General features: G+C 65.2%; 14 protein-coding genes. All 14 read left to right on the top strand.

The features are described 5' to 3' along the window. Positions 1 to 17 precede the first annotated feature (17 nt). Positions 18 to 581 (top strand): elongation factor P, encoded by a 564-nt coding sequence (gene efp / locus J1M87_RS05440; protein WP_206488475.1) that lies wholly within the window; start codon positions 18 to 20, stop codon positions 579 to 581. Position 582: 1 nt separating this feature from the next. Then, on the top strand, positions 583 to 1,137 hold the full coding sequence (gene nusB / locus J1M87_RS05445; protein WP_206488477.1) for a transcription antitermination factor NusB: 555 nt from the start codon (positions 583 to 585) through the stop codon (positions 1,135 to 1,137). A gap of 138 nt (positions 1,138 to 1,275) precedes the next feature. Next, on the top strand, positions 1,276 to 1,863 hold the full coding sequence (gene pyrR / locus J1M87_RS05450; RefSeq protein WP_274610848.1) for a bifunctional pyr operon transcriptional regulator/uracil phosphoribosyltransferase PyrR: 588 nt from the start codon (positions 1,276 to 1,278) through the stop codon (positions 1,861 to 1,863). Then, positions 1,860 to 2,840: an aspartate carbamoyltransferase catalytic subunit gene (locus J1M87_RS05455; protein WP_206488479.1), complete on the top strand. Its 981-nt coding sequence runs from the start codon at positions 1,860 to 1,862 to the stop codon at positions 2,838 to 2,840. The genes pyrR and J1M87_RS05455 overlap by 4 nt, the downstream gene beginning before the upstream one ends. After that, positions 2,837 to 4,153: a dihydroorotase gene (locus tag J1M87_RS05460; RefSeq protein WP_206488481.1), complete on the top strand. Its 1,317-nt coding sequence runs from the start codon at positions 2,837 to 2,839 to the stop codon at positions 4,151 to 4,153. Before J1M87_RS05455 ends, J1M87_RS05460 begins: the two co-directional genes overlap by 4 nt. A gap of 4 nt (positions 4,154 to 4,157) precedes the next feature. Then, positions 4,158 to 4,664: a transporter gene (locus J1M87_RS05465; RefSeq protein ID WP_206488482.1), complete on the top strand. Its 507-nt coding sequence runs from the start codon at positions 4,158 to 4,160 to the stop codon at positions 4,662 to 4,664. After that, on the top strand, positions 4,661 to 5,791 hold the full coding sequence (carA, locus tag J1M87_RS05470; protein WP_206488484.1) for a glutamine-hydrolyzing carbamoyl-phosphate synthase small subunit: 1,131 nt from the start codon (positions 4,661 to 4,663) through the stop codon (positions 5,789 to 5,791). The genes J1M87_RS05465 and carA overlap by 4 nt, the downstream gene beginning before the upstream one ends. After that, positions 5,791 to 9,129 carry a carbamoyl-phosphate synthase large subunit gene (gene carB / locus J1M87_RS05475; protein ID WP_206488486.1) on the top strand — a complete coding sequence of 1,113 codons (3,339 nt, stop codon included), beginning with the start codon at positions 5,791 to 5,793 and terminating at the stop codon, positions 9,127 to 9,129. The genes carA and carB overlap by 1 nt, the downstream gene beginning before the upstream one ends. A 46-nt stretch (positions 9,130 to 9,175) precedes the next feature. After that, positions 9,176 to 10,003, top strand: a complete 828-nt coding sequence (pyrF, locus tag J1M87_RS05480; protein WP_206488488.1) for an orotidine-5'-phosphate decarboxylase — start codon at positions 9,176 to 9,178, stop codon at positions 10,001 to 10,003. A 209-nt stretch (positions 10,004 to 10,212) separates the two neighbouring features. Further along, the gene (gene mihF / locus J1M87_RS05485) at positions 10,213 to 10,533 is read left to right on the top strand and encodes an integration host factor, actinobacterial type (RefSeq protein WP_206488490.1); all 321 of its coding nucleotides are present in this window, start codon (positions 10,213 to 10,215) and stop codon (positions 10,531 to 10,533) included. A gap of 5 nt (positions 10,534 to 10,538) precedes the next feature. Further along, positions 10,539 to 11,153, top strand: coding sequence for a guanylate kinase (gmk, locus tag J1M87_RS05490; RefSeq protein ID WP_206488493.1), 615 nt, complete (start codon positions 10,539 to 10,541; stop codon positions 11,151 to 11,153). A gap of 72 nt (positions 11,154 to 11,225) precedes the next feature. Then, positions 11,226 to 11,531 (top strand): DNA-directed RNA polymerase subunit omega, encoded by a 306-nt coding sequence (rpoZ, locus tag J1M87_RS05495; protein ID WP_008716576.1) that lies wholly within the window; start codon positions 11,226 to 11,228, stop codon positions 11,529 to 11,531. Between the two features lie 23 nt (positions 11,532 to 11,554). Continuing rightward, entirely contained in the window at positions 11,555 to 12,808 is a 1,254-nt protein-coding gene (gene coaBC / locus J1M87_RS05500) for a bifunctional phosphopantothenoylcysteine decarboxylase/phosphopantothenate--cysteine ligase CoaBC (RefSeq protein WP_206488495.1), read from the top strand. A 144-nt stretch (positions 12,809 to 12,952) separates the two neighbouring features. Beyond that, positions 12,953 to 14,167 (top strand): methionine adenosyltransferase, encoded by a 1,215-nt coding sequence (gene metK, locus J1M87_RS05505; protein ID WP_206488497.1) that lies wholly within the window; start codon positions 12,953 to 12,955, stop codon positions 14,165 to 14,167. Positions 14,168 to 14,285: the final 118 nt, after the last annotated feature.

Below are 14,285 nucleotides of genomic sequence, written 5' to 3' on the forward strand. Positions count from 1 at the left end.
GAGGAGACGCGAAGCAAGTGGCTTCCACCAGCGATTTCAAGAACGGACTGGTTCTCAACCTGGAGAACCAGCTGTGGTCGATCATCGAATTTCAGCACGTCAAGCCCGGCAAGGGACCCGCGTTCGTGCGGACCAAGCTCAAGAATGTGCTCTCGGGCAAGGTCGTCGACAAGACGTTCAACGCGGGTGTGAAGGTCGACACCGCGACTGTCGACCGCCGCGATATGACGTACCTGTACCACGACGGTAGCGACTACGTGTTCATGGACGCCGACACCTACGACCAGCTCGCCATCGGTGAGGCCACCGTCGGTGACGGCGCGCGCTTCCTGCTCGAGAACCTGCGGGTTCAGGTCGCCATGCACGAGGGCGTCCCGCTGTACGTCGAACTGCCGGTGACCGTCGAGCTGGAGGTCAAGCACACCGATCCCGGTCTGCAGGGCGACCGTTCCACCGGAGGAACCAAGCCGGCGACCCTCGAGACCGGTGCCGAGATCTCGGTGCCGCTGTTCATCAACACCGGTGACAAGCTCAAGGTCGACTCGCGTGACGGAAACTACCTCGGGCGTGTGAACTCCTAACGTGTCATCGAAGAAGTCGACCTCCTCCGCCGCGCAGAACGGTGCCCCGGGCGTGAAGAAGCTGGGCGCGCGCCACAAGGCCCGCAAGCGTGCGGTGGACTTTCTGTTCGAGGCGGAGGCGCGCAACGTAGACCCGGTGAACCTGACCGCCGAGCGCATCGAACTCGCACGCCGTGACGAGACGATCGCTCCCGTCAGTGATTACACCTCGACCCTGGTCGAGGGTGTCGCCGAGAATCTCGATCGACTCGACGGCGTGATCGCCGATCACCTCAAGGACTGGACTCTCACCCGCCTGCCCGCGGTCGACAGGGCCATCCTTCGCGTGGCGGTGTGGGAGTTGTTCCACGCCACCGATGTGCCACCGGTGGTCGCAGTGGACGAAGCCGTCGAGCTGGCCAAACAGCTGTCCACCGATGATTCGCCCGGGTTCGTCAACGGCGTGCTGGGTCAGATCGTCCTGGTCGCGCCGCAGGTACGCGCCGCGGCCGCGGCGGTCTCGAGCCGTCCGCAGTCCGATGCGTCCGGTGAAACACAGGTCGATACCGAGCAGTGATCGGAACGCCGAGGCTCGTGTGACCGAACGCTCTGCGAGCCTGCTGGTCATGGTTCGCAGAGCGTTGCTAGGCTCTACGCAGTTCTGTCAGACATCCTTTAACGATCCGTCCAGAGAGGCGGAGAAGGAGGTCGTAGTTTGCCTGCGCCCGAACGCCCTTCCGTGGACCCCGCAGTTCGCGAATTGCTGTCCCCGGCCGACGTGGGACGAACCATCTCTCGCATGGCTCATCAGATCATCGAGAAGACTGCGCTGGACGGTCCCGACTCACCGCGGGTGGTGCTGCTCGGCATTCCCACCCGCGGTACCACGCTTGCGGAGCGTCTCGCAGACCGCATCGAGGCGTTCTCCGGAGTGCGGCCCCCGCTCGGTTCGCTGGACATCACCTTGTACCGCGACGATCTGCGTAACAAGCCGCACCGTCCGCTCGAGCGCACCTCGGTGCCGACCGGCGGTGTCGACGACGCCTTGGTAGTGCTGGTCGACGACGTGTTGTTCTCGGGCCGGACGGTCCGCTCCGCGCTCGATGCCCTTCGGGATCTCGGTCGTCCCCGCGCAGTGCAACTGGCGGTGTTGATCGACCGGGGGCACCGTGAGCTGCCCCTACGTGCGGACTACGTCGGTAAGAACGTCCCGACCGCGCGCACCGAGGACGTATCGGTACTGCTCTCCGAGCACGACGGCCGCGATGGCGTCAGCCTGTCCGAGGGAGGACGGGGCCGATGAAGCATCTGCTCTCGGTCGCCGATCTCACCGTCGAATCGGCCACCGAACTCCTCGACGAGGCGGAACGCTTCGAGCAGGCGTTGCTGGGCCGAGAGGTCAAGAAGCTGCCGACACTGCGTGGGCGCACGATCATGACGGTGTTCTTCGAGAACTCGACTCGAACCCGAGTGTCCTTCGAGGTCGCAGGTAAGTGGATGAGCGCCGACGTCATCAACGTCAGCGCCAGCAGCTCGTCGGTGTCGAAGGGCGAGTCACTCCGCGACACCGCGATGACGCTGCGCGCCGCCGGTGCCGATGCGCTCATCGTCAGGCACCCCGCCTCCGGTGCCGCACACCAGATCGCTCACTGGACCTCGAATCAGGGCACCGGCGTCGACGGTCGTCCCGCGGAAGCCGTTCCTGGCGGCGGACCTGCGGTGATCAACGCCGGTGACGGCACTCACGAACACCCGACCCAGGCCTTGCTCGACGCCTTGACGCTGCGTCAACGGCTGGGGGACATCGCAGGCCGTCGAGTGGCGATCGTCGGCGACATCCTGCACAGCCGGGTGGCGCGCTCCAACGCGATCCTGCTGGCCAAGCTCGGTGCAGAGGTCGTGCTGATCGCACCACCGACTCTGCTGCCCATCGGCGTGGCCGGCTGGCCGGTGCGGGTCTCGCACGACATCGATGCAGAACTGCCCGGTCTCGACGCGGTGCTGATGCTCCGAGTGCAGGCCGAGCGCATGAACGGCGGTTTCTTCCCCTCCGCGCGTGAGTACTCGATCACGTACGGGCTCTCGCAGCGCCGACTCGAACTGCTGCCCGAGCATGCCGTCGTACTGCACCCGGGTCCGATGCTCCGCGGGATGGAGATTGCGTCCTCGGTGGCCGATTCTCCGAAAACTGCAGTTCTGCAACAGGTTACGAATGGAGTTCACGTGCGGATGGCGGTGCTGTTCCGATTGCTGGTCGGTTCGGACGGGGGTACGTCGTGAACGCGCCTACGAACTCCGTCCTGCTCCGCGGCGTGCTGCTGTACGGCGAGGGCCCCGAAACCGATGTCCTGATCACCGGAGAAGAGATCGCTGGAATCGGTTCGGACCTCGACGAGGACGGAGCCGAGATCGTCGATGCTCGCGGCCAGATTCTGCTCCCCGGATTCGTCGACATGCACACGCATCTGCGCGAGCCCGGGCGTGAGGACACCGAAACCATCGAATCAGGCTCGGCAGCAGCAGCTCTCGGTGGCTACACCGCGGTGTTCGCGATGGCGAACACCGACCCGGTCGCCGATTCGGTGGTCGTGACCGATCACGTCTGGCGGCGCGGACAGGAAGTCGGTCTCGTCGACGTCCACCCCGTCGGCGCGATCACCGTCGGCTTGAAAGGCAAGCAACTCGCCGAGATGGCCACGATGGCCGCGGGAATCGGCCGAGTGAAGATGTTCTCCGACGACGGACACTGCGTCGACGACCCGCTCATCATGCGCCGAGCATTGGAGTACTCCAGTGCGCTCGGCGTACTCGTCGCTCAGCATGCCGAGGAACCGAGGTTGACCGTCGGTGCCGTCGCCCACGAGGGTCCGAACGCGGCGCGGCTCGGACTGGCAGGCTGGCCGCGGGCGGCCGAGGAATCGATCGTCGCGCGCGATGCGTTGCTCGCCCGCGATGCAGGCGCGCGGGTGCACATCTGTCACGCCTCCACCGCAGGCACCGTCGAGCTGATGAAATGGGCTCGTGCGCAAGGCATTTCGATCACCGCCGAGGTCACTCCGCATCACCTCCTGCTGGACGACTCGCGCCTGGAAACCTACGACGCGATCAACAAGGTGAACCCTCCGCTGCGCGAGAAATCCGATGTCGAGGCCCTGCGCAAGGGCTTGGCCGACGGCGTGATCGACTGTGTGGCAACCGATCATGCTCCACATGCCGAGCAGGACAAATGCTGTGAATTCTCGGTGGCCCGACCCGGAATGCTGGGACTCGAAACTGCACTGTCCATCGTGGTCGACACCATGGTGAGACCTGGATTGCTCGATTGGCGCGGCGTGGCGCGAGTGATGAGCGAGCGCCCGGCCGAGATCGTCGGATTATCGGACCAGGGCCGGCCCATCGAGATCGGTGAAATCGCCAATCTGACAGTGGTGGACCCGGAATCCAGTTGGACCGTGTCCGGCAAGAACCTCGCCAGCGTCGCGCACAACACGCCGTTCGAGGACATGAGCTTCTCCGCGAAGGTGACCACCACCGTGCTCCGCGGCCGTATCACCGTCCGCGGCGGAGCCGTGGCGAGCAGAGCAGGGGAGTAGCGCCGTGGACCGAGTTCTCATCGTCATCGGTTTCGTTCTGTTCTGGGCGCTGATGATCGCGCTCGTCTTGTGGGGTTGGCGGGGACGGCAGAAGCGTCAGGAAGGGCTGATCGGCGAGTTCCCGACTGTGCCCGAGGATCTCGGTGCTACCCACATCGAGCCCGCCACGGGCCTCTACGTCGGCAGCACGATCGCGCCCAGCTGGCAGGACCGTATCGCCGTCGGTGATATCGGTCATCGCGCCACCGGCGAGCTGTCCCGACACGAGAAGGGAATCCTCCTCGATCGAGACGGCGAATCGCCCATCTGGATTCCGACGGAATCGATCCGCGCGATCCGCACCGAACGCGGGCTCGCAGGCAAGGTCATGACGAAGGACGGGCTGCTGGTCATTCGCTGGGAGCTGCCGACGGGTACCGAGATAGACAGCGGCTTTCGGGCCGACGACAAGCAGATCTACCCGGTGTGGACAGCGAGTGCCACCGGAGAAACCAAGGAGGAAACCGCGTGAGCAGCGCAGTTCTTGTTCTGGAGGACGGCCGGACGTTTCGCGGCACCACTTTCGGAGCCCAGGGGCGCACGCTCGGTGAGGCCGTGTTCTGCACCGGAATGACCGGCTACCAGGAAACGCTCACCGACCCGAGCTATCACCGGCAGATCGTGGTCGCGACAGCGCCGCAGATCGGCAACACCGGCTGGAACCAGGAAGACGGTGAGGCGGCCAGCGCCCAGGATCCGAACAAGATCTGGGTCGCCGGATACGTCGTTCGCGATCCCGCTCGCCGCACGTCGAGCTGGCGTTCGACCGGAACGCTCCAGGACCAGCTCGAGGCACAGAGTGTCGTGGGTATCGCGGGCATAGACACTCGCGCCCTGGTGCGGCATCTGCGTACCCGCGGCTCGATGCGCGCAGGAGTGTTCTCGGGCGATGCGCTCGGGACCTCCGAGGAGATGCTCGAGCAGGTACTCGGCCAGCCGTCGATGCTCGGGGCAGATCTCGCCGGTGAAGTGACCACCGGTGCCGGATACACCATCGAGCCGACCGGGGACGCTCGATTCACCGTCGTCGCCGTCGACCTCGGGATCAAGACCAACACGCCGCGGATGTTCGCCGAGCGCGGCATCCGCGTGCACGTGGTTCCCGCGAACACCAGCATCGATCAGGTACTCGAGCTGAACCCGGACGGGGTGTTCCTGTCGAACGGCCCGGGCGACCCGGCCACGGCAGACAGCAGCGTCGCGCTGACCAGGCACATCCTCGACCGTGAGCTGCCGCTCTTCGGCATTTGCTTCGGCAACCAGATATTCGGGCGGGCACTGGGCCGGGGGACCTACAAGATGAAGTTCGGCCACCGAGGCATGAACATTCCGGTGATCGAGCACACCACCGGCCGGATCGCCATCACCGCACAGAACCACGGGTTCGCTCTGGAAGGCGACGCGGGCGAGGAGTTCGACACCGATTTCGGTCGAGCCCGGATCTCGCACACGTGCGCCAACGACGGCACCGTCGAGGGCGTCGAACTGATCAGCGGTCGCGCCTTCTCCGTGCAGTACCACCCCGAGGCCGCGGCAGGCCCACACGACGCCGCCTACCTTTTCGACCGTTTCACCAGCGTCCTTCAGGAGAGCAAGTAATGCCACGCCGTACAGACCTGAACCACGTCCTGGTCATCGGATCCGGCCCGATCGTCATCGGTCAGGCCTGCGAGTTCGACTACTCCGGCACCCAGGCCTGCCGAGTGTTGCGCGAGGAAGGACTTCGCGTCAGCCTCGTCAATTCCAACCCGGCAACGATCATGACCGATCCCGAGTTCGCCGACGCCACCTACGTCGAGCCGATCACGGCGGAGTTCATCGAGAAGATCTTCGTCCGTGAGGCCGAACAGGGCCACCCGATCCAGGCTGTGCTCGCCACGCTGGGTGGACAGACGGCACTCAACGCCGCTGTCGCGCTGCACGATCAGGGCATTCTCACCAAGTTCGGCGTAGAGCTGATCGGTGCCGATTTCGACGCGATCCAGCGGGGCGAGGACCGGCAGAAGTTCAAGGACATCGTGGCCAAGGTCGGTGGAGAATCCGCCAAGTCGGCCGTCTGCTACACGATGGACGAGGTCCGCAGCACCGTCGCCGAGCTCGGGTTCCCGGTCGTGGTTCGTCCGTCGTTCACCATGGGCGGTCTCGGGTCGGGGCTGGCCTACGACGACGAGGATCTGACTCGGATCGCAGGCGGCGGACTCGCCGCCTCGCCCTCGGCGAACGTCCTCATCGAGGAGTCGATCCTCGGGTGGAAGGAGTACGAACTCGAGCTCATGCGCGATGGCCGCGACAACGTGGTGATCGTGTGTTCCATCGAGAACGTCGATCCGGTCGGCGTCCACACGGGCGACTCGGTGACCGTCGCTCCGGCCATGACACTGACCGACCGTGAATACCAGAAGATGCGGGATCTCTCGATCGACATCCTGCGCGAGGTGGGCGTCGATACCGGCGGCTGCAACATCCAGTTCGCGATGGACCCGTCCGACGGCCGACTCGTCGTCATCGAAATGAACCCGCGCGTGTCGCGGTCGTCGGCGCTGGCGTCGAAGGCAACCGGATACCCCATCGCGAAGATGGCCGCCAAGCTGGCCATCGGCTACACCCTCGACGAAATCGTCAACGACATCACCCGGGAGACCCCGGCGTGCTTCGAGCCGACGCTGGACTACGTGGTCGTCAAGGCACCGCGGTTCGCGTTCGAGAAGTTCCCCGGTGCCGACGGCACGCTGACCACGACGATGAAGTCCGTCGGCGAGGCGATGTCCATCGGCCGCAACTTCACCGAGGCCTTCGGCAAGGTGATGCGCTCGCTGGAAACCAAGCGTGCCGGTTACTGGACGGGTTCGGACGTGGAGGCGGACAGCCTGGAAGCGCTGCTGAAAGACCTGTCGGTTCCGCAGGACGGTCGGATGTACGGAATCGAGAAGGCGTTCGCACTCGGTGCCACCCTCGAGCAACTGTTCGAGGCGACCAAGATCGACCCGTGGTTCCTCGATCAGTTCCAGCAGATCCACGAACTCGGCGTGCAGGTCCGCGAAGCCGCAGAGTTCGACGAAGAACTGCTGCGTCAGGCGAAGTATCACGGCCTGTCCGACCGCCAGATCGCGGCTCTGCGTCCCGAACTGGGTGGTGAGGACGGTGTACGTGCGCTGCGCGACGAACTCGGTGTGCATCCCGTCTACAAGACGGTCGACACCTGCGCCGCCGAGTTCGAGGCCAAGACGCCGTACCACTACGGCACCTACGAGCTCGACCCGGAAGCCGAATCCGAGGTCGCCCCGCAACCGGACCGGCCGAAGGTACTGATCCTGGGCTCCGGTCCCAATCGCATCGGACAGGGCATCGAGTTCGACTACAGCTGCGTGCATGCGGCTCTGACGCTGTCCGAGGCCGGCTACGAGACGGTGATGGTCAACTGCAACCCCGAAACCGTCTCCACCGACTACGACACCGCCGATCGCCTGTACTTCGAGCCGCTCACTTTCGAGGACGTGTACGAGGTGTACCGGGCCGAGGCGGCATCGGGCACGGTGCGGGGCGTCATCGTCCAGCTCGGTGGGCAGACCCCGCTCGGCCTGGCGAAGCGACTGAAGGCGGCAGGCGTACCGATCGTCGGAACTTCGCCCGAAGCAATCGATCTCGCCGAGGATCGCGGTGAATTCGGCAAGGTGCTCGACGCGGCCGGACTACCGGCAGCGAAGTACGGCACCGCGACGACATTCGACGGAGCGCGTGAGATCGCCGCGGGTATCGGCTACCCGGTGCTGGTGCGTCCGTCCTACGTGCTCGGCGGGCGCGGCATGGAGATCGTGTACGACGAGGCGTCCCTGGCGACGTACATCTCCAACGCGACCGAGATATCGGACGACCGACCGGTGTTGGTCGACCGCTTCCTCGAGGATGCGGTCGAGATCGACGTCGACGCACTGTGCGACGGCACCGAGGTGTACATCGGCGGCATCATGGAACACATCGAGGAGGCCGGTATCCACTCCGGTGACTCCGCGTGCGCACTCCCTCCCATCACCCTCGGCAAGACCGACCTCGAGAATGTTCGGCGATCCACCGAAGCCCTCGCGAAGGGAATCGGAGTGCAGGGTCTGCTGAACGTGCAGTACGCGCTCAAGGACGACATTCTGTACGTCCTCGAGGCCAATCCGCGTGCGAGCCGCACGGTACCGTTCGTCTCCAAGGCCACCGCGGTTCAGCTTGCCAAGGCCTGTGCACGGGTGATGCTGGGGGAGAGCATCGCCGAGCTGCGGACCGCAGGCATCCTGCCGGAGTCCGGTGACGGCGGCACGGTGCCTGCCGGTGCACCGATCGCCGTCAAGGAAGCGGTGTTGCCGTTCAACCGATTCCGGCGTGCGGACGGAACCGGGGTCGACACGCTGCTCAGCCCGGAGATGAAGTCCACCGGTGAGGTGATGGGCATCGATTTCGACTTCGGTACTGCTTTCGCCAAGAGCCAGACCGCAGCGTACGGATCGCTGCCGTCCGGCGGCGCGGTCTTCGTCTCGGTCGCGAACAAGGACAAGCGGTCGCTGATCTTCCCGGTCAAACGACTCGCCGATCTGGGCTTTACCGTTCTGGCGACCGAAGGTACTGCAGATGTGTTGCGGCGCAACGGAATCAAGTGTGAACAGGTGTACAAGCAGTCCGGCGAGGACGTGCCGAGCGGCGAGCGGACCATCGTCGAGCGCATCCTGGCCGGTGACGTCGCCATGGTGATCAACACTCCGTACGGCAACTCGGGCCCCCGCGTCGACGGATACGAGATTCGTAGTGCCGCGGTGGCGCAGAACATCCCGTGCATCACCACGGTGCAGGGCGCGTCGGCTGCCGTGCAGGGAATCGAGGCCGCGATCGCAGGCGGAATCGGAGTGCGTTCGCTGCAGGACCTGCACGCGGGCCTGAAGGAGGGGTTGGGAGCCTGAGGCGGGTTGTCCGAGTCGACCGAGAGTCCGAGGAGCTGGGAGCGGTATGAGTGATCACAGTTGGTCGAACCGGTTGCGTTCGGCGGTGCGGGCGCGCGGACGGCTGTGCGTCGGCATCGATCCCCACCCCGCATTGCTCGAAGCCTGGGAGCTACCCGCCTCGGCAGACGGTCTCGAGGTATTCGCCGAATTGTGCGTCGAGGCGTTCGTCGGCGAGGTTGCGATCGTCAAGCCGCAGGTGGCGTTCTTCGAGGCCTTCGGTGCTGCCGGCTACGGGGTGCTCGAGCGCACGGTCAGTGTGCTGCGGGACGCGGGCACGTTGGTGATCGCCGATGCCAAGCGCGGCGATATCGGCACCACGATGGATGCCTATGCCAGGGCCTGGCTGGAGCCGTCGTCGCCGCTGTCCTCCGACGCGGTCACGGTCTCGCCGTACCTCGGCTTCGATTCGCTGGGGGAGACCGTCGAGCGAGCGGTACGCCATGACCGCGGACTGTTCGTTCTCGCCCGGACCTCGAACGGGGAGGGGACAGGGTTGCAGCAGGCCACGACGCCGCACGGCGTATCGGTGGCTCAGTCGATCGTCGACTCCGCCGCCGCGTGCAACCGCGTCGACGCGGACACCGTGGGACTGGTCGTCGGGGCCACTCGAGATCACGGTCTCGATCTGTCGGGATTCACCGGTCCTGTGCTCGCACCCGGGCTCGGGGCGCAGGGGGCGACGGTGACCGATCTCGCGGAGATATTCCGCGATTGTCGAGACCTGTTGCTACCCAACTCTTCGCGTGGAGTCCTTGCCGCCGGCCCATCGGTGACGGCACTACGCGACGCGGCGCGAGTGCTACGCGACGAGGTCGAAGCAGCTCTCGCCTAGTCGACCTCGCCTGCGTCCGGCAGCGCGGGGGTGGGTTAGCGGTCGACGCCGGTCGTCGGTACGGTCGCTAACGCTGCCGACGAACACGGTGGACTCCCTCACCGCCTACCCGGTGGTCGGAGCCGCGTCGGTGGAACACACCAGATCGGCGTGCAGAAGATCGATCCGATACGCCGGATCGCCCGAACGAGAAGACGGAGGAACCGACAGTGGCCCTTCCCCAGTTGACCCCGGAGCAGCGCGCGGCTGCCCTCGAGAAGGCAGCTATCGCACGCAAGGCTCGTGCCGAGCTCAAAGAGCGTCTCAAGCGCGGCGGCACCGACCTCAAGCAGGTGCTCACCGATGCCGAGACGGACGAGATTCTCGGCAAGATGAAGGTCTCCGCCCTGCTGGAGGCGCTGCCGAAGGTGGGCAAGGTCAAAGCTGCCGAACTGATGACGGAATTGGAGATTGCGCCTACCCGTCGCCTTCGTGGTCTCGGAGATCGGCAGCGCAAAGCGCTGTTGGCGAAGTTCGATTTCGAGGCCTGACGACTGTGAGCAGTGACACCGCGGCCGCACCTGTTCCGTCGACGGCGCGGGGTCGTTTGGTGGTGCTGTCCGGGCCCTCGGGCGTCGGCAAGTCCAGTGTCGTTCGACTCGTTCGCGCGGCATTGCCCGATCTCGTCTTCAGCGTGTCGGTCACGACGCGTTCGCCGCGCCCGGGCGAGATCGACGGTCAGGACTACCACTTCGTGTCTGCGGAGGAGTTCGACCGGATGATCGCCGACGGTGAGCTGCTCGAATGGGCGAGCATTCACGGTGGCCTGCAGCGTTCCGGGACTCCGACCGCGCCTGTCGATGCCGCTCTCGAGGCGGGAAGTCCGGTGTTGCTCGAACTCGATCTGGCCGGGGCCCGTGCGGTGCGTGTGTCCAAGCCCGAGGCGCTGCTGGTGTTCATGGCTCCGCCGACGTGGGAAGATCTCGTCTCTCGACTGGTCGGGCGAGCGACCGAGGAAAGCGCTGCCACCGAGCGGCGGCTGGAAACTGCGCGTGTCGAATTGGCCGCACAGGACGAGTTCGACACGGTGGTTGTCAATACCGATGTCGACCATTCGTGCGAACAGTTGGTATCCTTGTTGGTCGGTAGGTCGTCGGTCGGCACAAGCTGACCATTCTCACGGCGCACGAGGCCTAGACCAGCTAGTTCGTAGTATCAACGATGCAATTTCAGGAGATCATCAGTGAGCAGCACTTCAGCGGCCGTTTCCGACTTCGACGGACGCAGCGCTCTGCCGGCCTACGACACGCCGCTCGGCATCACCAATCCGCCCATCGACGAGTTGCTCGCCCGCACGTCGTCCAAGTACGCCCTGGTGATCTACGCAGCCAAGCGTGCGCGCCAGATCAACGACTACTACAACCAGCTCGGTGACGGCATCCTCGAGTACGTCGGACCGCTCGTCGAGCCGGGTCTTCAGGAGAAGCCGCTGTCGATCGCTCTTCGCGAGATCCACGCTGATCTGCTCGAGCACACCGAAGGCGAATAAGAACCCCACAGAGGACACCTGACTTGCGCGTTGTCGTCGGAGTCGGCGGAGGTATCGCCGCCTACAAGAGTTGTTCACTCATCCGTAGCTTCACTGAGAGCGGGCACCAGGTTCGAGTTGTTCCGACGTCGTCGGCCCTCGAATTCGTCGGGCGTGCCACGTTCGAGGCGCTGTCCGGACAGTCGGTCCACACCGGCGTCTTCGCCGATGTACCAGAGGTCCCGCATGTCCGTCTCGGCCAAGAGGCGGACCTGGTGGTAGTGGCACCGGCCACTGCCGATCTGATGGCTCGGATCGCGGGCGGTCGCGCTGACGACCTGCTCACGGCAACTCTGCTGACCGCGCGGTGCCCGGTGATCCTCGCACCGGCGATGCACACCGAGATGTGGGAGCATCCCGCCACGGTCTCCAATGTCGCCACCCTTCGAGCGCGCGGCACGCACGTGCTCGAACCGGCCTCCGGGCGGCTGACCGGACGCGACACCGGTTCGGGACGGTTGCCGGAGCCTGCCGAGATCTTCGCGCTGTCGATGCTGCTGACCGAACGTGCGGACGCACTACCGCGCGATTTCGAAGGTCGGCACGTGCTCGTATCCGCAGGAGGAACTCGCGAGCCACTCGACCCGGTGCGTTTTCTCGGCAATCGCAGTTCCGGCAAACAGGGCTACGCGCTCGCGCGGGTAGCCGCCCAGCGCGGGGCCCGCGTGACTCTGGTCGCGGGCTACACCAGCGACCTCGAAGCCCCGGCCTCGGTCGATGTGGTGCCGGTGAAGACCGCATCGGACATGCGGGACGCCGTTCGTAAGCACTCGGTCGGTGCCGATGCCGTGGTCATGGCGGCCGCCGTCGCGGACTTCCGTCCGGAGTCGATCGCGGTCAACAAGATCAAGAAGGGTTCGAACGAACCGTCGTCGATTCCGTTGACCCGCAACGACGACATCCTGGCAGGGCTCGTTTCTGCTCGTCACGACGGCGAACTTTCGCCCTCGACGGTCATCGTCGGATTCGCCGCCGAGACAGGCGATGCGGACGGTGATGTACTGACGTACGCGCGGGCCAAGCTCGAGCGAAAAGGCTGCGACCTGCTCGTGGTCAACGCGGTGGGGGACGGGCGAGCGTTCGAGGTCGATCACAACGACGGGTGGTTGCTCGGGGCCGACGGTTCCGAGTCCGCGTTGGGTGAGGGTTCGAAGGCTCTCCTGGCAAGCCGCGTGCTCGATTCCGTGGCTCAGATGCTTGATGCCCGGAGTCCGCGAGCAACGTCGGGTCCGCGATGACGTTGCGGGTGTTCGAGCGATGTCGCCGGTAGGTTTGCCAGGTTCGGTCCTGGGCGATGTACACCGAGGGAATGTCCAATTCAGTTGAGTGCTCGGCCGACGCGCTGCGTCGGGTAGGCAGGAACATGCGTCGAGAGGAAGTCCGTGAGCACGTCCGGAAGTCGGCTTTTCACCAGTGAGTCCGTTACAGAAGGTCATCCCGACAAGATCTGCGACGCCATCAGCGATTCGATTCTCGACGCTCTGCTGGCGGAGGATCCGCGAGCCCGGGTCGCCGTGGAGACGTTGGTCACCACCGGTCAGGTGCATGTCGCGGGTGAGGTCAACACCACCGCGTACGCGGACATCCCGAGAATCGTGCGCGAGAAGGTACTCGAGATCGGCTACGACTCGTCGGCCAAGGGCTTCGACGGAAACTCGTGCGGAGTGAACGTCGCTATCGGTGCACAGTCCCCGGAAATTGCTCAGGGCGTTGACAATTCGCACGAATCGCGCGTCGAGGGACTGTCGGAGGACGAGATCGACCGCCAGGGCGCGGGCGACCAGGGGTTGATGTTCGGCTATGCCAACACCGACACACCCGAACTGATGCCGTTGCCGATCGCGTTGGCGCATCGGCTCGCTCGTCGGCTGACCGAGGTTCGCAAGGACGGCGTACTGCCGTACCTGCGCCCGGACGGCAAGACTCAGGTCACCATCGAGTACGAGGGCGACGATGCTGTCCGTCTCGACACCGTGGTGATCTCCAGTCAGCATGCCGCCGACATCGATCTCGACAATCTGCTGACGCCGGATATTCGCGAGAAGGTGCTGGGGTCGGTTCTCGCGGAGTTGAACGTACCGACGCTGGATACCTCGGATGTGCGGTTGCTGGTCAATCCCACCGGAAAGTTCGTCCTCGGTGGGCCTATGGGTGATGCCGGACTGACCGGCCGCAAGATCATCGTCGACACCTACGGCGGCATGGCGCGGCACGGCGGTGGCGCATTCTCCGGTAAGGACCCGTCCAAGGTCGATCGCAGCGCGGCGTACGCGATGCGGTGGGTTGCCAAGAACGCCGTTGCTGCCGGGTTGGCCGATCGAATCGAGGTCCAGGTCGCGTACGCGATCGGGAAGGCGGCACCGGTCGGGCTGTTCGTCGAGACCTTCGGCACCGAGAAGACCGATCCGGTCCGGATCCGAGCTGCGATCAGCGAGGTGTTCGACTTGCGTCCCGGTGCGATCATTCGTGATCTGGATCTGCTGCGTCCGATCTACGCTCCTACAGCCGCGTACGGTCACTTCGGCCGCACCGACATCGATCTGCCGTGGGAGTCCACCGATCGCGCGGACAAGCTTCGGGACGCTGCGGGCCTGTAAGCACGTCGACGACCGTCCTGCACGTACTCTGCACGCACGGCGCAGTGTGCTCGCGTGCCGAGTCCCGTCGGGGCGAGTCGAGGAGGAGGTGTGGTGGCGGTCGCAGGACGGGTGGCGG

It is taken from the genome of Rhodococcus sp. KRD162 (assembly GCF_017168335.1).
Taxonomy (GTDB): domain Bacteria; phylum Actinomycetota; class Actinomycetes; order Mycobacteriales; family Mycobacteriaceae; genus Rhodococcoides.

What these genes read in the sequence shown, in the direction of transcription:
- carB (WP_206488486.1), top strand. Translation starts at nt 5,791, where the DNA reads ATGCCACGCCGTACAGACCTGAACCACGTCCTGGTCATCGGATCCGGC.
- J1M87_RS05455 (WP_206488479.1), top strand. Translation starts at nt 1,860, where the DNA reads ATGAAGCATCTGCTCTCGGTCGCCGATCTCACCGTCGAATCGGCCACC.
- pyrF (WP_206488488.1), top strand. Translation starts at nt 9,176, where the DNA reads ATGAGTGATCACAGTTGGTCGAACCGGTTGCGTTCGGCGGTGCGGGCG.